Origin of the sequence: Paracoccus sigandri (genome assembly GCF_003709565.1) — a bacterium.
Lineage (GTDB): Bacteria > Pseudomonadota > Alphaproteobacteria > Rhodobacterales > Rhodobacteraceae > Paracoccus > Paracoccus siganidrum.
Genome location: NZ_QNRC01000022.1, coordinates 1 through 23,584, shown reverse-complemented (window position 1 = coordinate 23,584; position 23,584 = coordinate 1). Strand labels below are relative to the sequence as shown.

The window sequence follows — 23,584 nt, the reverse complement described above, 5'->3', positions numbered from 1 at the left end:
TCGGGGGCCTTTTCCTATTCCGGGAGCGGCCAATGCGCCGCGAAGGGATGCGAGCCGTCGTAAAGCTCCAGCAGCTCCACGACATTGCCGTCCGGATCATGGCCATAGACCGCGTTGAAGGTCGGCCGCGGCAGGGGCGAGGAATGGAACACCACGCCCTTCTGCCGCAGCCGTTCATATTCGGCGTCCAGATTCCGCACCGCCAGGCAGAGATGCGTCAGCCCGGTCCCGAACAGGCGCTGATGCGGGCTGCGCTGTTCCGGCGCCGGGGTCTCGAACTGGAACAGTTCCAGATAGCAGTTCCGGTGCCGCAGCATCGCCAGTTGGGCGGCCGAGCCGCTGGCGCCCAGCAGCGCATTCTGGACCTCGGCATCGGCGGTCCAAGACTGGCGGTGGACCAGCTCGAACCCCAGCACCTCGGTATAGAAGCCGATCAGCCGTTCGATGTCATGGGTCGAGATTGCCGCGTGATGGACCCCCAGGATCACGCCTGCTGGTCCTCGGGCTGGTAATGCTGCACCCAGCCGGTCCAGCTGGGCAGCGATTCGGGATAGTCGCCGGGCAGCGGCGTCTCGTATCCGCGCTGGCGCAGGGGCGAGGCCAGCGCCTCGGCATAGCTTTGCACCGGCACGTAATAGAGGAACTTCAGCAGCCGCGAGGCGAAGTACCATTTCCCGTCCCGGCGGCGGTATTCGTCCTCATAGCGCAACGAGCCGACCAGCACCTGCTGGTTGCGCACCGCCTCGGCATGGCAGAACACCTCGCCGGTGGCGCGGTCGGGGTCGGCGGGGTCGAAAGTGACGACCGTGTCATGGGTCCAGTGGACGGACAGGCCCAGCACCTCGAAGCGCTTGCGATACATCTGCATGATGCCCTCAAGCCCCTCGCCCTTCATGCGCCCGTCGGCTGAACGCACCCAGGAATCCTGGCGAAACAGCGAACGCAGCAGCGGCACGTCGCGGTCGTCGCAGGCTTTGCAGTAATGCGAGATCAGCGCCAGGATCTCGGCGCGGGATTCCAGCCGGTCCAGCCGGGTTTCGATATCGGTCACGTTCTTCTCCCATATAGTGGCTTCGCAAATATTGCACACGTTGACTTGCATTTCATTATATTGTTTCATCGTGTATGTATAAATATGCAGGATCAGCCATGCCCGTCGAACTGTTCTCACGGCCGCAGGTCAGCGACAGCGCCCTGCCCGCCCCAGAAGGCTGGATCGAACTGCCCTCGCCCGGCGGGTTCTGCGACACTTTCGGCCCGGTCCATGCGACGCGTGACGGCGCGGGACAGTTTGCCGTGGGCTTTCGCTGCGCGGAACGCCACCTGAACCCCTCGGGCTATTGCCACGGCGCGGCACTGGCGGCCTTTACCGACATGCAGGCTTACGGCGTGCAGCATCTGGTCGGCTACGAGTCGGCGGTGGTGCCCACGATCTCGATGAACATCGACTTCCTGTCCATCGTCAGGCCCGGCGACTGGGTGCGCGGCGACCTCGAGGTGACGCGCAAGACCCGCAACCTGGTCTTTGCGCTGATGCGTTGCAGCGTGGACGACCGGCCGGTGATGAATGCGCGCGCGCTTTTCAAGGTCATGGCGATGCAGGATCTGGCCGACACGACCTATTTCGACCGCGTCGGCCCCGAAATCGAGCGCCGCTTCGCGCAGATCGGCCGCTGATGGCAGGCCGGCAGCCCGTCCCCGGCCTTCGATACGACCTGACCGCGACGCTGGATGACCGGGTGCGCGCGCTTTGCGCCGCCCCGGCGCGGCAGGGCGAACTGGCGCATCCGATCCACGCCTATCTGGGCGGGCTGGCGGCGATGCCGCAGCCCATCGGGGATTTCAGTCGCGCGCTAGGTCTGGCCTTCGATGCCGGGCCGGTCCTGGGCGAATGTCGGCTGTCCTTTCCGGGCCGGCTGCGGGTCGGTCAGGCCTATGATGCCACGGTCGAGGTTCTGGACCTGACGCGCAAGCCCAGCCGCCGCTTTGGCCGGGCCGACCATCTGGCGCTGGCCATCACGTTGTCGGACCCGTCCGGCCCGGCCAGCCTGCTGCACTTCAAGATGATTACCCCGGTGGTGGATGATGGCTGACAGGCAGGACGAAACCGGCTGGCGCTTTGGACCGGTCAGCGGCCCCGACATGGCGGAATGGTGCGCGTTCCTGCGCGACGACAACGCCATCCACCTGCGGCGCGAGGCCGCCGAGGCGGCGGGCTTCGGCCCCCGGCGCGTCAATCCCGGCCCGGCCAATCTGGCCTATGTCATCAGCGCCGTGATGGCCGCCCACCCGCAGGCCGAATTCGTCGAGATCGCCGCCTTTTTTGCCGGCAACGTTTTCGAGGACGACCGGCTTGCCGTCGCCCTGACCCCCGAACCCGGCGCCACGCTGCACGCCGAAGGCCGCGAGACGCCGGTCCTGCGGGTCCAATTCCGCTTCAAGGAGCATGAGTGATGTCGGACATCCTGACGGCCGGCGGCACGACGGTCTGGCGCCTGGTCGCCGGGCGCGCCCATGACCACCCCGAAGCGCCGGCGCTGATCGAGGGCGAGCGGGTGCTGAGCTATGCGGAGATGATCGCCGCCGCCGACCGCATCGCCGCCGATCTGACGGCGCGCGGCGTGACGCGCGGCGACCGCGTGGCCGTCCTGTCCGAGAACTGCATAGAATATGGCCTGACGCAGTTGGCCTGCGCCAAGCTGGGGGCGATGGTCGCCTGCCTGAACTGGCGGCTGGTTGCACCGGAACTGGCCTGGTGCATCGACCTGGTGCAGCCGCGGCTGCTGCTTGGCTCGACCCGCCACAGCGACCTGGCCCGCGCCGCCTGCCCCGCGCGCGAGGTGCTGGACCTGCGCAGCCTCGGATGCGCAGGCGAGACCCCGGACCAGTCCCAGCCCGAGGACGGCTTCATCATCATCTATACTTCGGGTACCACCGGCCGGCCCAAGGCCGCCGTCATCAGCCAGCGGGCACAGATCGCGCGCATGTGCGCCTTTCGGCTGGACCTGGGACTGGCGCGCGAGGACGGCTATATCTCGTGGGCGCCGATGTTCCACATGGGCGGCACCGAGCATCTGTTCTCGACCCTGCTGATCGGCGGTGCCGTCACCGTCATGGATGGGTTCGACGCCGACCGGATCATCGACACGCTGGAACGGCAGCGCATCGGCTGGCTGATGACCGTGCCCGCCACCACCGAGCTGCTGCTGGCCCGGTTGCGGACGCGTCGCCCCCGGATCAAGGGCGTACGCGTGGTCGGCGCCATGGCCGACATGACGCCGGCCGCGGTCATCGACGAGGTGACGCGGCTGCTGGGCGCGCCCTATCTCAATTCCTTCGGCGCGACCGAGACCGGGATGCCCCCGCTCTCCGGCGATCTGATCCGGCCCGGAGAGATGCCGCGCAGCCTTGCCAAGACGCTCAGCGTCCTGACCGAGCTGCGCCTGGTCGGTCCCGACGGCCGCGACGTGGCCGAGGGCGAGACCGGCGAAGCCTGGGTCCGGGGCCCGACGCTTTTCAGCGGCTACTGGAATGCCGACGCCGTCAACCGCGACAGTTTCAGCGGCGGCTGGTTCCACATGGGCGACCTGTTCCGCCACACGCCCGCGGGCTATGAGTTCGCCGGGCGCTCGAAATATCTCATCAAGTCCGGGGGCGAGAACATCTATCCAGCCGAGATCGAACGGGTGATCCTGGCCGATCCTCGCGTTGCCGACGCCATCGTCATACGCCGCCCCGACCCGCAGTGGGGCGAGGTGCCGGTGGCGGTGGTGGCGCGCTGCGACGACAGCTTGGACGAAGCCGGCGTGATTGCGCTGTGCCGCGCCGACCTCGCCGGCTACAAGCGTCCCAAGCACGTGGTCTTCGTCCCGGTCGAACAGTTCCCGCGCAGCACCAGCGGCAAGATCATCCGCGAAGAGGTCGAAGCCATGGTGCTGGGCGCCACGACCTGAGCGGTCGCGGCGCCCCGCTTCATTCGACGAAACGGCCCGGCGCCTGATGATAGGACGGCGAGACCACCGCAACATCAAGCCCGCTGTCGATCACCAGCACCTGCCCGGTAATGCCGCGGGCCGAGGGGCTGGCCAGATAGGCGAAGGCATCGGCGATGTCGTCGGCCGTGCAGACGTAGGGGATGGGATTGCGGGCTAGGGCGCGGTCATAAGCCTCCTGCTCGCCGCCGCTGAGGCTGCTGGTCATGCCCGTCACCACATTGCCCGGCGCCAGCGCGTTCACCCGGATGGCACGCGGCGCCAGTTCCACCGCGCTGGACCGCGTCAGCCCGACAACCGCGTGCTTGGCGGTGGTATAGGAATGGTTGGCCCAAGCCCCGACCCCGGCGAGGCTGGCGGTGTTCAGGATCACCCCGCCGTGGTCACCCATGGCATTCGCCGCGTGCTTGGTGCCATAGAAGACCCCACTGACCATCACCTCCAACACGCGGTTGAAATCGCGCGCGGCGGTCTCTCCGATCGGGCCAATGGCGCCCAGAATGCCGGCATTATTGATCATGCAATCCAGCCGGCCGTGCAGGTTCAGCGCCGCCTGCACCAGCGCCGCGACCCGATCCTCATCCGCGACGTCGCAGGCCAGGGCGGTCGCGCCAAGCTTCTGCGCCAGGGCCTGCGCGCCCTCGACCCGCAGGTCGCCCAGGACCAGCTTCCAGCCGTCGCGGTGAAAGCGCCGTGCGGTCGCCGCGCCCAGGCCCGAGCCCGCGCCGGTAATGACGGCGACCTTGTCCATCTGTTCATTCATCTTGCAGCAGCGCCTCCAACTCGCCGATCTGAGTCTCGTTCAGCCGCAATTCGGCGGCCTTGGCATTGGCCGTCACCTGTTCGGCCTTGGTCGCCCCGGCCATGACCGAGGCCACGACGGGTTTCGAGAGCAGCCAGGCAAAGGCGACCTCGGTCATGGCAAGCCCGTTCTGCCCGCACCAATCCGCGATGCGGTCCACGCGGGCCAGGTTCTCGGGCGTCAGATAGCGGTCGGCCAGCCGCGCGATCTTGCCAAAGCGCCCCTCGCCCGCGTCGCCGCCGCGGTATTTCCCGGTCAGCAGCCCCGAGGCCAGCGGGAAATAGGGCAACAGCCCCATCCCCAGCGTCGTCAGGCAGGGGATCGTCGTCGCCTCGGCTGCACGCCGGATCAGCGAATATTCTGCCTGGAGCGAGATGAAATGCTGCACGCCCAGTTCCCGCGCCAGATGGTGGGCATGGGCGATTTCCCAATCCGCCATGTTCGAGGTGCCGATATAACGGACCTTGCCCTGCGCAATCAGGCGGTCGAGCGCGTGCAGCGTTTCCTCGATGGGGGTGGTCGGGTCCGATTCATGCAGCTGGTAAAGGTCGATCCAGTCGGTGCCCAGCCGGCGCAGGCTGTCCTCGACGCAGCGGATGATATAGGAGCGGTCGGCGCCGCGGCTGCCGTCGGCCATTTCCATGCCGAACTTGGTCGCCACCACGGCATTGCCGCGCCGCGGGCCCAGGGCGCGGCCCAGGAATTCCTCGGAACCGCCGGAACGGCCATAGATGTTGGCGGTGTCGAAAAAGGTGATCCCGGCATCCAGCGCCGCATCGACCACGCGGCGCGATTGCGCCTCGTCCGTGGTCCAGTTGAAATTGTTGCAGCCCAGCCCGACTGCCGAGATGGTCAGGCCCGAACGGCCCAGCTTGCGATAGTCCATCCTTGCACCTTTCTAGAGTTCGCGGATCACGTCGCGCCCTTCCCAGCCGACCGAGGGCAGCCGCATCCGATCGAACATCTGCCGCCGCTCGGGTTTCAGGTCGACCAGCTCGATCATCGGCGCATCGGGATCGGCGGGGTCGCAAAGATAGCACATGCGCGACAGCGCCTGATGCCCCTCGATGGCGCGGACCATTCCGCGCGCCTCGGCCGCCGCCACTTGCGCCTCGAAATCGTCGCAGAGAAAGCCGAAATGCTGAAGTCCGCCGCCGCGGCTTTCCAGGAAGTCACGATAGGGCGAGGCTGCGTCGGTCGGCTCGATCAGTTCGATCTGCACCGGGCCGGTATAGCCCATCAGCACCCGCTTGTGGACCTGGACAGAGACCGGCTTGTCCCAGATCTTCAGCACCTGGAACGGGATCGGCACCGGATAGACGAAAAACGGCCCGACCCCCATGCGTTCGGCCCAGTCATGGGCGGCGACATCGGCATCGGCGACCACATATCCGTGCTGGAACAGGGTTCCGAAATGGCGGCTCATGCTTTTTCCTCCTTGGTGGATGATGGGGGCCGCGATCCGGGCGGCGCAACGGTCGCCGGGTCCGGCCGCAGCGTGGTGAAGGAAAAGGGATGGCTGTCATCCGTCACCTCCAGCAGTTCCAGCACATTGCCGTCGGGATCGTGGCCGTAGACCGAAACATGCGTCGGCCGGCGCTGCGGGGCCGAGCGAAAGCGGATGCCCGCCGCCTCGAGCCGGGCGACCTCGGCGGCAAGGTCGCTCACATGCAGGCAAAGGTGGGTGATGCCGTGATCCTGGATGCCGCGCTCGGGCCGGCTGGGGGCGGGGCTGGAAAACTCGAAAAGCTCCAGGAAGCAGTTGCCGGCGCGCAGCTTGGCCTGGCGCGCCGCCGATCCCTTCAGGCCCAGGATGGTGTCGGGCAGCGCCGTGCCCGGTGCCCAATCCATGCGCGAGGCGACGGTGAAGCCCAGCAGATTGCAATAGAAATCCAGCGCCCGGTCCAGGTCCGGGGTCGAGATGGCGGCGTGATGGATGCCAAGGATCATTGCACCGCCTCGGCCGCCGCATTGCTGCCGGCCACCCGGCCGAAGACGACGGCATTGCCGATCGAGGCGCCGCCGCCAGCATAGCACGGGCCGAACATGCCGCCCGTCGTCTCTCCGGCGGCATAAAGGCCGGCAATCGGCCGGTCGGCCTGATCCAGCACCCGCGCCTCGGGGTCGATCCGCAGCCCGGTGCCGGTCCAGCACACGATAGCCGGCCGGATGCGCGCGCCGTAGAAGGGCGGGGACGAAATCGGCTTCAGATGCTCGGCCGACTTGAAGAAATGCGCGTCCCACCCGGTTTCGGCGGCGCGGTTGGCGGCGGCGACGGTGGTGGCCAGCGTCGCCGCGTCGATGCCAAGCTGCGCGGCCAAACCCTCGAGCGTATCGGCCTGCGCGATCTGCCCGCGGGCGGCGAAATGCGCCAGCCGATCCGCCGACCAGTTCGGGGCGGTGGTCGAGCGGGCCTCGCGCCGCGCCGCCTCGTCGAAGATCGCGAAGCATTCGCGCGCGGTCTGTTCATTCAGCAGTTCGGACAGGATGGAATATTCGCAGGATTCGTCGACGAAGCGGCGTCCCTCATGCGTGACATGGATCAGCCACGGCGGCAGATAGGTCTCCAACTCCTTTTCCCAGCCCGGCGTCATCAGCAGCAGGCCGCGGTCGGGACGGGTGATGCCGGCGCCCAGGCGGCGGCCAATGCGGATGCCATCGCCCTGGGAATGGGCCGAACCGATATACCAGGACAGCTCGCCCTGCGCCGCGGCCGTGGGGTAAAGTTCGGCCAGCAATTGCCGGTTGGCGCCGAATCCGCCGGTAGCCAGCACCACCGCCCCCGCCGTCACCCGGTCGCCCTCGACCAGGATGCCGGCGACGCGACCATCCTCGACCAGCAGGTCCTGCACCCGGCTGCGCAGCGCCATGTCCACGGCAAGGCCGCTCAGCGAGCCCTCCAGCACCTCGGCAATCTCGGCGCCGTGGCCGCGGGCGCGGTGGCCGCGCCGGATCTTGTCCACGCCCGAGCAATAAAGGTTTTCCTCGGGGAAATCGACGCCCAGCCCGACCAGCCATTCGAAGGCCGGCGCCGCATCGTAGCACAGCCGTCTGACCAGCGCCGGGTCGAGCTTGTACTGGTTGATATGCAGGTAATAGCGGTAAAGCGCCTCGGGCGTGTCCTCGATCCCCGCCCGGCGCTGAAGCGAGGTGCCCGCCGCATAGAACACGCCCCCCGACAGGGCTGTCGAGCCGCCCGCCTTGTCACCCGCCTCGACCATCAGCACGCGGGCACCGGCCCGGGCCGCCATATGCGCCGCCGCAAGCCCGGCCCCGCCGGCGCCCACCACGATGACGTCGTAATCCCTGTCCATCACGCTGCTCCCTTCATTCCCGCCTTGCCGCCCTGGACCATGTCTTCCAGGACCATTGCCGCGCATTTCTCGCCGATCATGATCGAGGGTGCGTTGGTATTCCCGGCCGGCAGCCGCGGCATGATCGAGGCATCCGCCACGTAAAGCCCGCCGATGCCATGCACGCGCAGCCGGTGATCGACGACGCCCCCCGCGGCCAGGGGCAGCATGGCGCAGGAACCCACAGGATGCAGATTCGCGATGCCATTGCCCCGCAGCCAGTCCACGATCTCGGCTTCGGTCCGCACCGCGGGGCCGGGACGGATCTCCTCGGCCATATAGCGGGCCAGCGCCGACTGGCCGGCGATATGGCGCGTAATGCGGACGGCATTGGCCATGGCCCTCCGGTCCACCTCGTCGCGAAAGAAATTGTGCCGGATCACCGGATCGGCAAAGGGGTCGGGCGAGCGCAGCCGGACATCACCGGCCGCAACCGGGTCCAGATGCACCGGGCTCATCGTGAAGCCGGGAAAGTCGTGGACCCGCATCCCCCGCCGGTCACGCGAGGCCACCGACCAGATATTGGTGTTGATCTGAAGGTTGGGCCGGTTCTTCGTCTCGTCCGTGCGGGTGAAGATGCCGGCAAATATGCCGTTCGCGGCCAGTGGCCCGCGCCGGGCCAGCACATATTGCGCCCCGGCGATGGCCTTGCGCAGCGGGCTGCGCGCCAGTTCGTTGATCGTCACCGGCTCGCGGCAGCGAAAGATCAGCGAGCAATAGAAATGGTCGCGCAAGTTGGCGCCAACGCCGGGCAGGTCGTGCAGCACTTCGATGCCGTGCCCGCGCAGGTGCTCAGCCGGCCCGATCCCCGAAAGCTGCAAGAGCTGGGGCGAGCCGAAGGCCCCGCCGCAGACCACGACCCCGTGCCGCGCCCGCGCGCGCAGGATGCGCCCGTCCCGGCGGTATTCGATGCCGATGGCCTTGCGGCCCTGAAACAGCAGTCGCGTGGCATGGGCGCCGGTGTCGATGCGCAGGTTGCGGCCCGCCGCCGAGAGATAGGCGCGGGCGGAGTTGCAGCGCCGCCGGTTCCGCGTGGTGGTCTGGTACAGCCCGGCGCCCTCTTGGCTGGCACCGTTGAAATCGGGGTTTCCGGGGATGCCGGCTTGTTTCGCAGCCTCGATGATCGCCAGCGCCACCGGCGAAGGGTCGGGCTGGTCAGAGACGGTCAGCGGCCCGCCGGTGCCGTGATAGTCGTCGGGGCCGCGCGCCTGGTCCTCGGCCTTCTTGAACCAGGGCAGCACATCCTGCCAACCCCAGCCGGGGTTTCCCATTTGCGCCCAGGTGTCGTAATCGGTCGGATGACCGCGGATATACAGCATGCCGTTGATCGAGCTGGTGCCGCCCAGAACCTTGCCGCGCGGATTGTACATCGGCCGCCCGTTCAGTTCCGGCTCGGGTTCGGATTCGAACATCCAGTTCACTTTGGGATTGGTGAACAGCATGGGATAGCCCATCGGCACCTTGATCCAGAAGGCGCTGTCGCGCGGGCCCGCCTCCAGCAGCAGGACACGGTATTTGCCCGATTCCGCCAGCCGTCCGGCCACCGCGCAGCCTGCGGAACCGGCGCCCGACACGATGAAGTCGAACTCGCTGTCGAAATGCATTGCGTCCTCCTCGCGCAACGGGCGCGTCCTTGCCGGCGCGCCCTTGCGGTGCCTTACAGATCCTCGGGGCGCACGAAGCTGCCGTCCTTGACGGTCAGGATGCCCATGCCGAAGGTGGCGGCGCGCTCCGGGGTGAAGTTGTAGACGCCCTCGCCCACGATCACCGGAACGTCCTTGATGCCGGCCAGGGCATCGCGCAGTTCCTCGCGCGTGGCATCCGGCCCGGCGCGGCGCAACGCGTCGGCAAAGACCATCATCGTCGAATAGCCCTGCGGCGCCCAGTTGTCGGCCTCGACCCCGTGCTTGGCCTTGTAGGCTTCGGCAAAGGCGCGCGAGGGTTCGTCAAAGCCGCCAGGGGTCCATTCGCCGATCACGGTCACGCCCTCGACCGCGCTGCCGCCAGTGTTGAGAAACTCGGGCGAGGCCAGCGATTGCAGCCCGAAGATCTGCACCTCGGGGTCAAGGCCCGCCTGCTTGAACTGCATGATGACATTGGCGCCAAGCGCGGCCGGGGTGGCGATGAACAGGCAGTCGGCATCGCTTTGCGCCACCTTCACCGCCAGCGCCGAAAAATCAATGTCGGACAGCTTGACCCCATCAAGCTGCGCCTTCACCCCATGTTCACTGGCACGCTCCATGAACACGTTCGCCATGGCGACATAGGCTTCGTTGTCCATAACGGTGATGACCGAGCAATTCTGCACGCCGCGCTTCTGGGCGGCATAGTCGGCGATCGGCGGCGTCGCAATCGAGGCCGGTTGCGAAAACGGGAAGGACCACGGCCCGGCCTGCGGAACGGCGTCGTTGTTGGACTGCATATAGGCCAGGATGCCCAGATCGTTGGCCGCGGCCGCGGCCGCCGGGGCGATGGCGCCGGTGGTCGGGCCGATGATGGCGATGTTTTCGGAATCGGCGGCGCGCCGCCCGATCAGGCCCAGCGCCTGGCCGCGGTCGCCCGCGTCATCGTCCAGCGTATACTGGATGGTGACGCCCTCGCCCGCCAGGCCCTTGGCGTTGATTTCCTCGATGGCCATGACCACGCCGTCGGCGATGCCACGACCGATAAAGGCCGGGCTGCCGGTCAGCGACTGGATGATCGCCACCTTGACCTCCTTGGCCATGCCCATCGGCGCAAAGGCGGCAGAGGCGGCAAGCGCCGTGCCCATCAGGATTCTCAGTGACATTCGTTCTCCCTCCCTGGGGTGCCCGGCGCATTGATCCGGGCGCCCTGCTGAAATCGGCGTCCGCCACGGCCGCCTCCGAGAAGCGGCGGGCAGTGGTTGATTCGTGCCTGCCAGCAAAAGAACACAAATTTACAGTTGTTGTATACAAAAATATATGTCTATGAATTATAGATAGGAAGAATCCGAAGAACCCCGCCGGAAGGAGAGGCACGTGTTCCTGCAACAAATCATCAACGGATTGGTGATCGGCGGGGTCTATGCGCTGTTCGCGCTTGGCTTCACGCTGATCTTCGGCATCCACAAGATCATGAACCTCGCCCATGGAGGGATCTTCATGACCGGGGCCTTCATCGGCCTTTACTCTGTCCAGGCGGGGTTGCCGCTTTGGCTGGCCTTCATACTGGCGATGGTCGGCGCCGGCCTCGTCTCTGTCATCATCGAGGTCACGGCCTTTCGCCGCCTGCGCCAAAGCGGCGAGGTCGAGTTCAGCGCCCTGATCTCCTCGATCGGGGCGAACCTGGTGCTGGTCTCCATCGCGCAGATCCTGTCCAAGACCCAGGTGCTGCGCTTTCCCTTCGACACCTTCCCGGTGGTGATCTTCAAGGTCTGGGGGCTGCGGGTCTCGGCGCTGCAACTGGCGATGGCGGTGCTGGCGATCCTGCTGGTGGCTGGGCTTTCCTGGTACCTCTACAGGACCGGCTTCGGCCGGCAGGTCCGGGCCGTGGCGCAGAACGAACGCGCGGCGCTGCTGGCAGGCATCCGGCCCAGCGTCATCTACTTCCAGACCTTCATGCTGTCGGGGATGCTGGCGGGGGCCGCGGGGGTGCTGGTCGGGCTGGCCTTTAACTCGATCCATTTCATGATGGGCGACCCCTTCCTGCTGCGCGGCTTCGTCGTGGTGATCCTGGGCGGGCTGGGTTCGGTCGCCGGGGCGCTGGTCGCCTCGCTGGGTTTCGGGGTGCTTCAGACGCTCAGCGTCGCCTATCTGTCCTCGCGGCTGTCCGACATCATCATCTTCGGCCTGCTCTTCGCGGTGCTGCTACTGCGCCCCCACGGCCTTTTCGGGCGCGACGAGGCCGGCGTGCTGAGGGGGCGTCGCTGATGGACACGCTGCTGAGCTTTCGCCCGCTGTTCGATCTTTTCCTGATCCACTTGGGCTTTGCCTATTCGCAGTATATCGTGCTGCGCGCCGGCGCATTTTCCATCGGCAATGTCGGCCTGTCGGCCATCGGCGCCTATACTGCGGCCATCCTGACGGTGAACTACGGCCTGCCGCTGCCGGTGACGCTGCTGGCCGGGGCCTTGGCGGGGCTGGCATTCGGCACGCTGCTGGCGATCCCGCTGGCGCGGCTGCGCGGGGTCTATCAGGCCATCGCGTCGCTCGCCTTCGTGCAGATCGTGTTGTCTGCCAATCTTTATGCCGAGAACGTCACCGGCGGCGCCATGGGCTTTTCCGGCATTCCCAAGCTGGTCGGCACCGGGACGCTGCTGGTCTTTGCCTTGGGGACGATCTACGTGATGCTGGCGATTTCGCGCTCGCGCCTCGGCCGGGCCTTCGACGCCGTGCGCGAGGACGAGGGCATGGCCGTGTCGCTGGGCATCAACGCCGCGCGCACCCAGGCCATCGCCTATATGATCTCGGGCCTGCTGGCCGGTCTCTTCGGCAGCCTCGAGGCGCTGCATTCCTATGCGGTCGAGCCGAACCAGTTCGGCTTTCACCTGATCATCGTGATCCTGTCCTATGTCGTGCTGGGTGGCCGGCGCAGCGTCTGGGGGCCGCTGGTCGGCGTCGCCCTGCTGATCGCGCTGCCCGAGATCTCGCGCCCGCTCGCCGATGCGCGGATCATGATCTATGGCCTGATCCTGATGGTGGTGATGAACTTCATGCCGCGCGGGATCGTCGACACGCTGGTGGCCCGCCGCGCGCGCCGCCGCAGCCGCGCCGCAAACCCCGAAGTCCGCCAGGCAGAGGTGAAGGGATGACCGATCTTGTTCTTGAGAATGTTCACAAGAATTTCGGCGGGGTCGTCGCCTCGAACGATGTCAGCATGCGGGTGCCGGCAGGCCGGATCACCGGCCTGATCGGGCCGAACGGCGCCGGCAAGACCACGCTGATCAACCTGATAACCGGCATGCTGTCGCTCAGTTCGGGCAAGGTACTGTTCGGGGGCCACGACATCTCGGCCGAGCCTGCCGACAGGGTGGCTCGTGCCGGCATGGGCCGCACCTTCCAGAACATCCGCCTGCAGAAAGAGGCCAGCGTTCTTGCCAATGTCATGATCGGCTTTCACCGGCACGAAACCTGCTCGCTGATCGCGGCGATCCTGGGCCTGCCCTCCTCGCGGCGCGAGGATGCGCTGCTGCGGCAAAAGGCGATGGCGCTGCTTGGGCGGTTCGGGATGGCCGGAGATGCCGACAGCCCCGCAGGCAGCCTGGCCTATGGCCACCAGCGCAAGGTCGAGATGATGCGGGCGCTGGCCACCGATCCCGACCTGATCTTGCTGGACGAGCCGGTCGCCGGCATGAACGATGTCGAGGCGCTGCAACTGGGCCGGATCTTTCGCGAACTTGCCGACGAGGGCAAGGCGATCCTGCTGATCGAACACAACATGCGCTTCGTGCAGGAGCTTTGCGACCACGTCTATGTGCTGGACGGCGGCCGGCTGATCGCCGAGGGCACGCCCCGCGATGTGGTGGCCGACCCCGCCGTCATCACCGCCTATCTGGGAGAGGAATGATGCTGCTGACGGTGACGGACCTCCATGCCTCCTACAGCGGCATCCGCGCGCTGGCCGGCGTTTCGCTGAACGTGGCCGAGGGCGAGATGGTGGCGCTGATCGGGCCGAACGGCGCCGGGAAATCGACGCTGCTGAACTGCATCAGCGGCATCGTCCAGCCGAGTGCTGGCCAGATCCGGGTCGAGGAGGCCGAACTGGTGCGCAGGCCCGCCTGGGCCATCGCGCGCATGGGCATCCTGCAATCGCCCGAAGGACGGCAGGTGTTGCCCAACATGTCGGTGCTGGAGAACCTGCAGGTCGGCGCCAACGCCCTGCACGGCCGCCGGCCGACTCATGACCTCGACGCGGTGTTCCGCCTGTTCCCAATCCTGCAGGAGCGGCAGGAACAACTGGCCGGCTCGCTTTCCGGGGGGCAGCAGCAAATGCTGGCCATCGGCCGAGCGCTGATGGGCGGGCCGCGCCTGCTGCTGCTGGACGAACCGAGCCTGGGGCTTGCCCCGGTCATCGTGCAGCAGGTCTTTGAAGCGCTGGCGCAACTGCGCCGCGACGGCATGACGATTCTGCTGGTGGAACAGAACGCGCGCAAGGCCTTGCAGGTCTCGGATCGCGCCTATGTCATCGAACACGGCCATGTCGTGACCGAGGGGCCAAGCCGCGAGCTGGCACAGGACAACAGCGTGATGGCGCATTACCTGGGCACCGGCGGGCATTAGCCCGCCCGGCCCTTGCCGGCGCCGCACCCTTCAGGCGGCGGCTTCGGTTTCCAGCGCCCGGCGCGCGCGCATATGTTCGGCCGGCAGGTTCACCGTCTCGACGCAGACCAGCCTGCCCTCGCGGTAGCTGCGCACCAGAAGCCGCGCCGGGTCGGACGACGGCTCGACCTCGGCCCGGTCGGCGCCGTCACGCAATCCGGCGATTTGCAGCTTGTGCGGCCCTTGGTCGCTCCAGAACCACGGCGTCCTGGCATAGGACTGGGGCTGGCCCATCAACCGTTCGGCCAGGCATTTCGCCTGATCCACGGCGGCCTGCACGGATTCCAGCCGCAGATGCGGCCCGCCCGGACCCTGCGCCACGGCCGCGCAATCGCCGATCGCCGAAATGGCCGGGTCCGACGTGGCCAGGAAGCAGTCGGCAAGGATGCCGTTTTCCACCGCAAGCCCGGCCTCGCGCGCCAGCTCGACATTCGGCACCACGCCGGTCGCCATCAGCACGGCATCGGCGGCGATGCTCTGGCCATCCGCCAGTTCCACCGCGCCGACGCTGCCGTCCGGCCGCGCCAGGATGCGACGGACCGCGACATCCAAACGGATATCGACCCCCGCGCCGCAATGCGCGTGCAGGAAATAGTCAGACACAGCGGGCGAAACCGCCCGCGCCATCAGCCGCCCCGCCGCCTCGAGCAGCGTGACCCGCAGGCCGGCGGCCCGGAACACCGCCGCCGCTTCAAGGCCGATAAAGCCGCCGCCGACGATCACCACATGCCGCGCGGTGGCGGCCCGGCCGCGCATCCGGTCGGCGTCGTCCAGGCCGCGCAGCCCCATCACCCCCGGCAGGTCCGCACCCGCGATCGGGGGAAGCCGGTTGCGCGCGCCGGTGGCAAGCACCAGTTGCCCATAATCCAGCCGCCGGCCATCCGACAGGATGACGGCCCGCGCAGCGCGTTCGATCCGCTCCACCCGGCTGGAGGTCAACACGGTAATGTCGTTCATCTCATAGAACGCGGCCTTGCGCAGCAGCAGGCGCTGGGACTCGCCCTCCTTGAAATAGGTCTTGGACAGCGGCGGGCGGGCATAGGGCAGAAACCGTTCATCTCCCACGATCAGGATGGGGCCGATATGGTCCTTCTGCCGCAGGCTGGCCGCCAGTTGGCAGGCGGCCTGCCCCGCCCCGACGATGACAACGGCATGGTGCTGGCTTGGTTTCATGAGGCCTCCGCTGGAAGGGCGATCCCGACAGGCAGGCCGGGGAATCTTTGCAAACAAGAGCCGATCCGCAGCGGCATCTCAAGATAAAAATACAAACGATAGAAAATTGTATGCGGAATCTCGCCAGGACTTCTGAGATTCACGGCAAAACTCGCGCAAGTTGACGACTAGCGCCGACATTCCCGCTGCTATATCAAGAAAATCCCGGAACAGGCGCCTCCATAAAAATACAGTTGACCAAAAAATTAAATATGTCAATTCTATAAAAAAATACGTGGGAGGAAGCTATGAGACAACTGCTTGCCGCCGCTGGCGGGGCCCTGATTGCGCTTGCATTACCGACGGCCGCCGAGCAGCCGACCGTGGTCATCATGCAGTCCTTGACCGGACCTGCTGCCTTCATGGGTGCCGGCGTGTCCGAGGGCATGGCCATGGCCTTTGCCGAGGCAAACGAAAAAGCCGAGTTCGGCGCCGGCAAATCCGTCCGCGTCCTGGTCGAGGACGATGCCTCGGACCGCACCCAAGCACTGACCCTGATCACCCGCCACGCCAATGCCCCCGAGGTCAAGATGATCCTGGGCCCGACCAGCGGTGCCGTCGCCATCGCCGGGGCCGAGCTGGGTAACCGGCTGGAACTGCCCATCGTCACTCTGACCAACAATCTGGAGATTCCCGCTGCCGGACCCTGGGGCTTCATCAGCACGCAACCGCCGCGGCAGATGATGTCCTACCTGGCCGATTTCGCCGCTGACACCCGCAAGGTGGCAAGATGCTCAACCGTCTCGATCAAGGAGATCGAGGTTTATGTCGCCCTGCGCACCGCCTTCGAGGATCTGGTCCGCGAAAAAGGCGTCGCCGTCGTGGCGAGCGAATCGGTGTCCTCGTCAGACATCGACTTCTCGACGCTGGCGACCAAGATCGCCGGGCAGGACATTGACTGCCTGTTCATCTCGTCCATGGCGGCGCAGGGCGGCAATATCGTGCGCCAGCTTCGCGAGGCCGGGCTGGACGACGGGATCGAGATTTTCGGCATGAACACCTTTGCCTCGCCCGAGTTCACCCAGACCGGCGGCGGCGCGACCGAGGGCGTCTACATGCTGGCCGACTGGGTGCCGGGCGGGCTCAACGAGTTCTCGGTCGCCTTCGCCCGAAACTACGAGGCCCATGCCGGCAGGGCGCCCGACAACTGGGCGGCGCTTGGCTATACCATCGGCCGCGTGGCCATCGAAGCGATGAAGGCCGCCGGACCCGAAAGCGGACGCGACGCCATCCGCGAGGCGCTGAGCGCCACCAGGGACGTGGCCTCGGTGATCGGCAACGGCTCCTACAGCTATGTCGACGACCGCTCGCCGGTCAGCGGCAGCAACGTGGTGCAGATCAGGAACGGCACCGCCGTGCTTTATACCGAATAATCCCGGCAGGGCGCGGCAGGACAGGCCGCGCCCCACCCAGATGGAGTGAACACGATGGACGCCGAGTCCCAGCATTTCCCGCATATCTTCCGTCCCCTTAGCATCGCGGGAATGCAGCTTTCCAACCGGATCATGGCACCGCCGCATGGCCGTATCATCGCCGATCCGCTGGCCTCGCCGCAGGAAGCCGAGCGCTTTTCCGGCTATTGGCTGGAACGGGTGCGCAACGGCCTTTGCTGGGTCGACGGCGTCAATACCTTCATCGACAACCGCATGGTGCCGCGCGGCTATGCGCCCTCGGGGCTGGGCGCCATCCTGCGCGGCAGCGTGCACAACCCGCATTATCGTGACCGCATGGCGCGTCTGGCCGAGGACATCCACGCGCATGGCGCCGTGGTCACGGCCCAGATAATCAACCAGGGCGCCATGCCGCATTCCGCCTCGGGCGTGCTGGCGAACTATACCAACAATGCCGGCACCCACGCCCTGACCCGGTCCGAGATCGCGCAGGTGATCGACGATTACGCCCGAATCGCCCGGACCGTGCGCGATTGCGGGCTGGACGGGATCGAACTGCACGCCAATCACGAGGACGTGCTGCAACTGTTCCTGTCGCCCGCGACCAACCACCGGCAGGACGAATATGGCAGCAGTCCCGAAGGCCGTCTGAAGCTGCTGACCGACGTGCTGGGCGCCATCCGCGCCGAGGTGGGACGCGACCTGACCATCGGCATCCGCTTCAACATGCACGAGCTTTTCGAGGGCGGCTACGATCTGGACGAGGGCATCGCCATCGCCCGCGCCGTCGAGGCGACCGGACATATCGACTTCTTCCACGGCGTCATCGGCAACAACTGGGGTGCGCCCAGCTATATCCAGCCGCATCTCTATGGCGTCGCGCAATGGTCCGAGATGGCCGGCCGCTACCGCGCCGCCCTGTCCGTGCCGGTGGTCTATAGCGGCCGCGTCGATTCGCCCGAGGCGGCCGAGGCGGTGCTGGCGCAAGGCCATGCCGATGTCGTGGGCGTCGCGCGCGGCTTCTTCGCCGATCCGGCTTTCGTCGCCAAGGCCCGCCAGGGCCGCAGCGCGCAGATCGTGCCCTGCATCGGCTGCAACGACTGCCTGCACGCGGTCTCGGTCGAGAAGCTGCCCTTCGGCTGCGCGGTCAACCCGCGCGCGGGGCGCGAGGCCGGCCCGTCCCCCGCCCGCACCGAACAGCCGCGCCGGGTCGTCGTCGTGGGCGCCGGCCCGGCGGGGATGGAAGCCGCCGCGGTCGCCGCCGAGCGCGGTCACGCGGTGGTGCTGCTGGAACGGGCCGAGGCGCCGGGCGGGCAGATGCGGCTGGCCGCCGCCGTGCCCGAGAACCGGCAGTTCCTGACCTATATCGACCGCCAGCAAGACCGCCTGCGCGCGGCCGGCGTGGACATCCGCCTGGGGACCGAAGCCGATCCGCAGACGATCGCGGCGCTGTCGCCCGAGGTGCTGCTGCTGGCCACCGGCTCGCGCCCTCGCCGCCATGCGGTTCCGGGCGCCGAACTGCCCTTCGTGGTCGAGGGCCGCGACGTGCTGGCGGGGCGGGCGCAGCTGGGTTCCCGCGCGCTGGTCATCGCGCGCGAGGATCACATGCAGCCCCTGACCGTGGCCTCGGCGCTGGTCGAGCATGGCGTGCATGTCCGGCTGCTGTATCAGACGCCGGCGGTCGCACCGCTGGTCGGGAAATATTCCATAGGCGCCATCATGGCCCGGCTGTCCGCCGCCGGCACCGAACTGCGTGTGATGGAGCGCGTCACGACCATCACCCCCGGCCGGGTGGTGACGCGCAACGTCTATTCCGGCGCCGAGGCGCTGCATGAAGGCTTCGACAGCGTGGTGCTTGCGTGCGGGGCCGAGCCGGAGACCAGTCTGGCCGAGGCATTGCAGGCGCAGGGGGATATCGCGCCCCTGCTGCTGGGTGACGCCTATGTGCCGGGCCGCATCCTTGCCGCGACCCGGGAAGCCTATGAGATCGCCTCGCGGCTGTAATGCACTTCGGCCAAGACGGGTTTGCGGCCGCGCTGTATGCTGGCAGGACGGGGCATTGATGATGTGACCGCCCCTCCCCCCGACGACAACTGTATGCCATGGTGGGTCTGCAACGATCCACAAAGGAGAGCGGTCATGTCGGAGATTATCACGGTCGGGCTCGATCTGGCGAAGAATGTGTTTCAAGTTCACGGGCTGGTGCTGCGGGCCGAGCTGTGCTGCGCAAAAAGCTGAGAAGAGACCAGGTCCTGGGATTCTTTGGACAGCTGCCGGCCTGCGTTGTCGCGATGGAAGCCTGCGGCGGCGCACATTTCTGGGGCCGCGAGATCGGGAGGCTCGGACAGGACGTGCGGCTGATCCCGCCCGCCGACGTTAAGCCTTTCGTGAAGCGCCAAAAGAACGAAGCGGCGGATGCTGAGGCGATCTGTGAGGCGGCGCCCGACGATGCGCTTCGTGCCGGTGAAGAGCGAAGAGACCCAGGGCACGGCGATGGTCTTTCGGGTAAGGGAGCTTCTGATCCGGCAGCGGACGCAGGCGATCAATGCGCTGCGCGGCCACTTGGGTGAGTTCGGGCGGATCGTGCCGCAGGGTGCGGCGAACACTGTGCGCCTTGTCGCCATCGTCGCCGACCCCAACGGCGGCCAGCCCACGGACGCCATCACCACCCTGAAGGTGCTGGTCGCGACCCTTGCCCATCTCGAGACGGAGATTGGCAAGCTCAATGCCGAGATCGCTCGGTGTGCCAAGGAGAATGAGGTGGCGGGGCGGTTGATGACGGTGCCGGGGATCGGGCCGCTCATCGCAACAGCCATCGCTGTCCTGGCTCCGCCGCCGGAGACGTTCCGCAAAGCGCGGGACTTTGCAGCCTGGCTTGACCTCACGCCCCGGCAGCACTCGACCGGCGGCAAGCAGCGCCTCGGGGCCACCACGAAGATGGGCGAGCGATCTTTGCGACGGCTGCTGATCAAGCCGAGATCGGGCACATGAAGACCGACGGTCGCCTTGCCGGATGCCCGCTGAAGGGTCGCATCGGCGATGCGGTCTTTGCCATCCTCTGTGCCTGTGGTCACAATATCCGCAAGACCCTCGCCCACCTCAGGGCTCTTGGGATCCTATTGCTTCACATCATCAAGCTGTTCATCTGGCGAGAAAGGACCCGCCAATACGAAGCATTGGCTGCCTGATACGGTTGTTCAGAGCCGAGTAAATGCTCTCAGCCTGCCTGCCGAGGTGATCCGCTGGCGCTGTTCCCCGCATGCGCGGAGATGCTGCGCCGCCATCCCGAATCGCAGTCGGGTATTCGGCGGACGCTGGAGCGCCGGATCCGGGCTTGTCGGGCCCTGCACGGAGAAGATCAGGAGGTGATCTTCCGGCAGGTTCACGAATGGGGTCGGCTCTGCCTGTCGGACTTCACCGACATGGGCGCGCTCGGGGTTACTGTCGCGGGCGAACAGCTTGATCATCTGCTCTATCATTTCCGCTTGCCGTGGTTGGGGTTCGAGCCTGCCCATGTCATTTCTTGGGGGCGAGAGCTTTGTGGCCCTAGCCGAAGGGCTTCTCTCGGCTGCCTTCCGCAATCTTGATGCCCAAGCCCGCCCTGACCTGACGACGCGATACGACGCCCTTTGCGCACCTATGATGCCGCGGACCAAGAGGGGCATCATAATTGAATATTTAAATATTGATTTTGTGCTTATATGTGCCAGTCTTTGCATACTAAAACCTCGTGCCACAGTGGAACTGCAAGCACGATGCGTTTCGGCAATCTGCATCGGCCAGAAGGAGAAGGCTGGTCGATGCACGGCTCGTTCGGGAGGACATCATGACGACCTGTTTGACAGGATTGACGCAATTCGGTGCAGTCGCCGGCGTCATCGCAGGGGCGCTCGCCACCCCTGTGGCGGCGGGCGACATCAAGGTCGCGATCATCCATTCCCTCACGGGCGCCCCCGCCTTCATCGGGGTGCCCTATGTCGATGGCCTGACGCTCGGGATCGACCAGATCAACGAACAGAAGGCGCTCGGGCCGAATACCCGGATCGTCTATTCGCGCGACGACGACGCGGGCGACCGGGGGCAGGCCATGGGGCTGCTGACACGCCACGCGGCGGATTCCGGGGTCAGACTCATTCTTGGAACCACGACCGGCGCGATCTCGCCCGCAACGGCAGCGGCGGCTGTCGATCTCGAGGTTCCGTTCCTGTCGCTTTCGGGCGCGGATGCCGTCTCTCAGGCGGCACCATGGGCATTCCCCATGACTCAGCCTCCGCGCGTGACGGTTCCCGAAATGGCCCGCTTCGCCGGAGAGGAGCTGAGCCTCGAGAAATGCACGATATTCTCGGTCATGGAAAGCGAGGCATATATCGCCATGGCCAAGTTCTTCGAGGAGAGCGCGCGGGGCTACGGGATCGAGATCGCCGGATACGAAACCATCAAGCAGACCGATTTCGACTTTTCCGCCCTGGCGGTGAAGGTGGCCCAATCCGATGTCGATTGCGTCTTCATTTCGACGCCCGCCCCTGCCGGCGCGAACCTCGTCATGCAGTTGCGTCAGGCCGGGCTTGATCCCGAGGTGAAGATCCTCGGCCACACGGCCCTTTCCTCTCCCGACTTCCTTACCGTGGGAGAAGGCGCGGTCGAGGGCGTCTATCTCCTGTCCGAATTCCCGCCGGGCGGAACGGACGAATCGGGGCGCGCATTCGCGGAAGCCTACAAGGCGCGCTATGGCAAGGAAGCCGACAACTGGGCCGCGATCGGATACGCCACCTCGCAGGTTCTCGCCGCTGCCTTGAGCGCCGCCGGAGAGGATCCCAGCCGCGAGGCGGTGCGCGACGCAATCGCCGGAGTGAAGGACGTGCCGGTCATCGTGGGCTCGGGCCGTTTCAATTTCACCGAGGATCGCTTCGTCACGACCGGCATGAACATCCTGCAGGTCAGGGACGGCGCCTTCGCAAGCGCGGTGTCCGGAGACGCCGAATGAAGGTCGCGATCATCACTGGGGCGGCTGCGGGAATCGGCGCCGCAACCGCCCGCCGTTTCCGGGACGACGGTTACCGGCTGGTCCTGGCGGACATCGATGTTTCGGGGGCCGAGGCCATTGCAGGCGAACTCGACGCGCTTCCGATGCGATGCGATGTCAGCGATGAATCGGACGTCGCGGCCCTGATCGACGCCGCGATGAAGGCTTATGGCCGGATCGATTGCATGATCAACAATGCAGGTATCCTGGGCGCGGTGGGTCCGATCGGAAAGACGCCGGCCGAGGATTACCGGAAGGCCATGTCGATCATGTCCGACGGGGTGTTTTACGGAATCAAGCACGCCTCGAACGCCATGGAGGATGGGGGCGTCATCCTGAACACCGCCAGCATCGCGGGCATCGGGGCCTGGTCCAACCATTCCTACACCGCCGCGAAACATGCGGTCGTCGCGCTGACCCGATCCAGCGCGGTCGAACTTGCGCCGCGCAACATTCGCGTCAACGCGGTGGCGCCGGGGAACGTGGTGACCCAAATCACCATCAGCCTCACCGGGTCCGAGGAGGCGGCAGTGGAACGGGCGATGTCCCGCAACCCGCTGCCCCATGTCTGCACCGCCGAGGACATTGCGGCCAGCTTCGCCTTTCTGGCCGGTTCCGAGGCGCGCGGCATCACGGGCCAGGTTCTCGTGGTGGACAGCGGCCTCAGCGCAATTCCGATTCCGGCAAGCTATCACCTGACGGAAAGCCGCTATGTGGGATGAACCATGATAACCCGCTTTGGATTCGCCCCACGCAAGGCCGGCACGACCCGCAGCGAGTTTCAGGATCACTGGAGGAACGTGCATGGCCCGATCATTCGGGACATGCCCCATCTTCTGGGCTACCGGCAGAACCATGCGCCCGACAGCTTCACGCTGGACGGCATCCGCCATGATGCCTGCGCCGAGACCGATTTCGCCACCGAAGACGCCATGGAGCGGGCCTTCGCCTCGCAATATTATCGCGAGGTCGTGATGCCTGATGAGGCGCGGTTCGTCCAACGGGGGGAAGGGTTCGCGGTTCTCACCTTCGCACCCGAGACCCGTCTGCCCGACAGCTCGACCCGCCGCATCTTCCTGCTGCGCCGGGACCGGGACGAGAAAGCGCTGGCCGAACTCGAACAAGCCCGCCTGCCGGTCAGCATCTTCAGGCCGACCGTGCGGCAGATTTCCCCGAAAGCCGATGGCGTCCTGGCAATCATCGTGGCCGGGGAAGACCGGCAATCCGCGTTGCCGCCATTCGCCCATGCCGGGCTGCTGGCGGACTGCGCCGTGGTGGTCTAGGCGGCCGCCTGGAGCGGCCGCCATGCGGGTTCAGTTGCTGACCGCGACGTAACTGTCCCCCTCGATCTTCAGCACATAGGTGCCATAGATTGGCCGGCGATCCTCGGTGAACGAGAAGCTGCCTGTCCCCCGTCAGCGCCCATGGCACAGATTTGAGGTTGTGATTTAAGGAGGATTTGGGCTTCGTCGTAGTGACGAAGGAACGAAGATGAAGCCCAAATCCTCCAATACAAAATTGCCGGCCAAGTCC

Annotated in this window: 23 protein-coding genes and 3 pseudogenes; 16 read left to right on the top strand and 10 right to left on the bottom strand. The window is 66.4% G+C overall.

From position 1 onward, the window contains the following. Positions 1 to 14 precede the first annotated feature (14 nt). Positions 15 to 488 carry a VOC family protein gene (locus C9E82_RS17230; protein WP_170161985.1) on the bottom strand — a complete coding sequence of 158 codons (474 nt, stop codon included), beginning with the start codon at positions 486 to 488 and terminating at the stop codon, positions 15 to 17. Beyond that, on the bottom strand, positions 485 to 1,051 hold the full coding sequence (locus C9E82_RS17225) for a nuclear transport factor 2 family protein (protein WP_170161986.1): 567 nt from the start codon (positions 1,049 to 1,051) through the stop codon (positions 485 to 487). Before C9E82_RS17225 ends, C9E82_RS17230 begins: the two co-directional genes overlap by 4 nt. Positions 1,052 to 1,149: 98 nt before the next feature. Here C9E82_RS17225 and C9E82_RS17220 point away from each other — a divergent pair, with 98 nt between their 5' ends. The 4 genes from C9E82_RS17220 to C9E82_RS17205 are packed head-to-tail and all read left to right on the top strand — an operon-like array spanning position 1,150 to position 3,953. After that, a complete protein-coding gene (locus C9E82_RS17220) occupies positions 1,150 to 1,677 on the top strand; it encodes a PaaI family thioesterase (protein ID WP_170161987.1) in 528 nt (175 codons plus the stop codon). Further along, positions 1,677 to 2,093, top strand: a complete 417-nt coding sequence (locus tag C9E82_RS17215) for a hypothetical protein (protein ID WP_119896822.1) — start codon at positions 1,677 to 1,679, stop codon at positions 2,091 to 2,093. The genes C9E82_RS17220 and C9E82_RS17215 overlap by 1 nt, the downstream gene beginning before the upstream one ends. Then, positions 2,086 to 2,454: a MaoC/PaaZ C-terminal domain-containing protein gene (locus C9E82_RS17210; protein WP_170161988.1), complete on the top strand. Its 369-nt coding sequence runs from the start codon at positions 2,086 to 2,088 to the stop codon at positions 2,452 to 2,454. Before C9E82_RS17215 ends, C9E82_RS17210 begins: the two co-directional genes overlap by 8 nt. Next, positions 2,454 to 3,953: a class I adenylate-forming enzyme family protein gene (locus C9E82_RS17205; RefSeq protein WP_119896824.1), complete on the top strand. Its 1,500-nt coding sequence runs from the start codon at positions 2,454 to 2,456 to the stop codon at positions 3,951 to 3,953. Before C9E82_RS17210 ends, C9E82_RS17205 begins: the two co-directional genes overlap by 1 nt. A gap of 19 nt (positions 3,954 to 3,972) precedes the next feature. Here C9E82_RS17205 and C9E82_RS17200 read toward each other — a convergent pair whose 3' ends face one another. Genes C9E82_RS17200 through C9E82_RS17170 form a run of 7 tightly spaced genes read right to left on the bottom strand, consistent with a single transcriptional unit; the run spans position 3,973 to position 10,935 of the window. Then, a complete protein-coding gene (locus C9E82_RS17200; RefSeq protein ID WP_119896825.1) occupies positions 3,973 to 4,755 on the bottom strand; it encodes an SDR family NAD(P)-dependent oxidoreductase in 783 nt (260 codons plus the stop codon). Further along, a complete protein-coding gene (locus tag C9E82_RS17195; protein ID WP_119896826.1) occupies positions 4,748 to 5,680 on the bottom strand; it encodes an aldo/keto reductase in 933 nt (310 codons plus the stop codon). Before C9E82_RS17195 ends, C9E82_RS17200 begins: the two co-directional genes overlap by 8 nt. Positions 5,681 to 5,692: 12 nt before the next feature. Next, positions 5,693 to 6,220 carry a VOC family protein gene (locus tag C9E82_RS17190; protein WP_119896827.1) on the bottom strand — a complete coding sequence of 176 codons (528 nt, stop codon included), beginning with the start codon at positions 6,218 to 6,220 and terminating at the stop codon, positions 5,693 to 5,695. Then, positions 6,217 to 6,744: a VOC family protein gene (locus C9E82_RS17185; RefSeq protein WP_119896828.1), complete on the bottom strand. Its 528-nt coding sequence runs from the start codon at positions 6,742 to 6,744 to the stop codon at positions 6,217 to 6,219. The genes C9E82_RS17190 and C9E82_RS17185 overlap by 4 nt, the downstream gene beginning before the upstream one ends. Continuing rightward, a complete protein-coding gene (locus C9E82_RS17180; protein ID WP_170161990.1) occupies positions 6,741 to 8,108 on the bottom strand; it encodes an FAD-dependent oxidoreductase in 1,368 nt (455 codons plus the stop codon). Before C9E82_RS17180 ends, C9E82_RS17185 begins: the two co-directional genes overlap by 4 nt. Next, positions 8,108 to 9,751, bottom strand: coding sequence for a GMC family oxidoreductase (locus C9E82_RS17175; protein WP_119896830.1), 1,644 nt, complete (start codon positions 9,749 to 9,751; stop codon positions 8,108 to 8,110). Before C9E82_RS17175 ends, C9E82_RS17180 begins: the two co-directional genes overlap by 1 nt. A 53-nt stretch (positions 9,752 to 9,804) precedes the next feature. After that, on the bottom strand, positions 9,805 to 10,935 hold the full coding sequence (locus tag C9E82_RS17170; RefSeq protein ID WP_119896831.1) for an ABC transporter substrate-binding protein: 1,131 nt from the start codon (positions 10,933 to 10,935) through the stop codon (positions 9,805 to 9,807). 211 nt (positions 10,936 to 11,146) lie between these two features. On the opposite strand from C9E82_RS17170, the gene C9E82_RS17165 reads away from it, so the two are divergent. From C9E82_RS17165 to C9E82_RS17150, 4 genes are read left to right on the top strand one after another with little or no spacing between them, the layout of a single operon-like run. Further along, positions 11,147 to 12,037, top strand: a complete 891-nt coding sequence (locus C9E82_RS17165; RefSeq protein WP_119896832.1) for a branched-chain amino acid ABC transporter permease — start codon at positions 11,147 to 11,149, stop codon at positions 12,035 to 12,037. Beyond that, positions 12,037 to 12,918, top strand: coding sequence for a branched-chain amino acid ABC transporter permease (locus C9E82_RS17160; RefSeq protein ID WP_119896833.1), 882 nt, complete (start codon positions 12,037 to 12,039; stop codon positions 12,916 to 12,918). Before C9E82_RS17165 ends, C9E82_RS17160 begins: the two co-directional genes overlap by 1 nt. After that, positions 12,915 to 13,673 (top strand): ABC transporter ATP-binding protein, encoded by a 759-nt coding sequence (locus C9E82_RS17155; protein WP_119896834.1) that lies wholly within the window; start codon positions 12,915 to 12,917, stop codon positions 13,671 to 13,673. The genes C9E82_RS17160 and C9E82_RS17155 overlap by 4 nt, the downstream gene beginning before the upstream one ends. Positions 13,674 to 13,675: 2 nt before the next feature. Continuing rightward, positions 13,676 to 14,386: an ABC transporter ATP-binding protein gene (locus C9E82_RS17150; RefSeq protein WP_205962130.1), complete on the top strand. Its 711-nt coding sequence runs from the start codon at positions 13,676 to 13,678 to the stop codon at positions 14,384 to 14,386. Between the two features lie 30 nt (positions 14,387 to 14,416). Here C9E82_RS17150 and C9E82_RS17145 read toward each other — a convergent pair whose 3' ends face one another. After that, positions 14,417 to 15,598, bottom strand: a complete 1,182-nt coding sequence (locus tag C9E82_RS17145; protein ID WP_119896836.1) for an NAD(P)/FAD-dependent oxidoreductase — start codon at positions 15,596 to 15,598, stop codon at positions 14,417 to 14,419. 371 nt (positions 15,599 to 15,969) lie between these two features. Here C9E82_RS17145 and C9E82_RS17140 point away from each other — a divergent pair, with 371 nt between their 5' ends. From C9E82_RS17140 to C9E82_RS17105, 8 genes and pseudogenes are all read left to right on the top strand, one after another. Next, positions 15,970 to 17,010 (top strand): ABC transporter substrate-binding protein, encoded by a 1,041-nt coding sequence (locus tag C9E82_RS17140; RefSeq protein ID WP_183154105.1) that lies wholly within the window; start codon positions 15,970 to 15,972, stop codon positions 17,008 to 17,010. A 54-nt stretch (positions 17,011 to 17,064) separates the two neighbouring features. Then, positions 17,065 to 19,032 carry an oxidoreductase gene (locus C9E82_RS17135; protein WP_119896838.1) on the top strand — a complete coding sequence of 656 codons (1,968 nt, stop codon included), beginning with the start codon at positions 17,065 to 17,067 and terminating at the stop codon, positions 19,030 to 19,032. 135 nt (positions 19,033 to 19,167) lie between these two features. After that, positions 19,168 to 19,998: pseudogene (locus C9E82_RS17130) on the top strand (IS110 family RNA-guided transposase); the annotation flags it as partial. 2 nt (positions 19,999 to 20,000) lie between these two features. After that, positions 20,001 to 20,216: pseudogene (locus C9E82_RS17125) on the top strand (IS5/IS1182 family transposase); the annotation flags it as partial. A 78-nt stretch (positions 20,217 to 20,294) separates the two neighbouring features. Then, a pseudogene (locus C9E82_RS17120) lies at positions 20,295 to 20,703 on the top strand (IS21 family transposase); the annotation flags it as partial. 151 nt (positions 20,704 to 20,854) lie between these two features. Beyond that, entirely contained in the window at positions 20,855 to 22,012 is a 1,158-nt protein-coding gene (locus tag C9E82_RS17115; RefSeq protein WP_119896839.1) for an ABC transporter substrate-binding protein, read from the top strand. Beyond that, the gene (locus C9E82_RS17110) at positions 22,009 to 22,773 is read left to right on the top strand and encodes an SDR family oxidoreductase (protein ID WP_119896840.1); all 765 of its coding nucleotides are present in this window, start codon (positions 22,009 to 22,011) and stop codon (positions 22,771 to 22,773) included. The genes C9E82_RS17115 and C9E82_RS17110 overlap by 4 nt, the downstream gene beginning before the upstream one ends. 3 nt (positions 22,774 to 22,776) lie before the next feature. Continuing rightward, complete coding sequence (locus tag C9E82_RS17105; RefSeq protein WP_119896841.1) at positions 22,777 to 23,334, top strand: EthD domain-containing protein; 558 nt, start codon at positions 22,777 to 22,779, stop codon at positions 23,332 to 23,334. Positions 23,335 to 23,584: the final 250 nt, after the last annotated feature.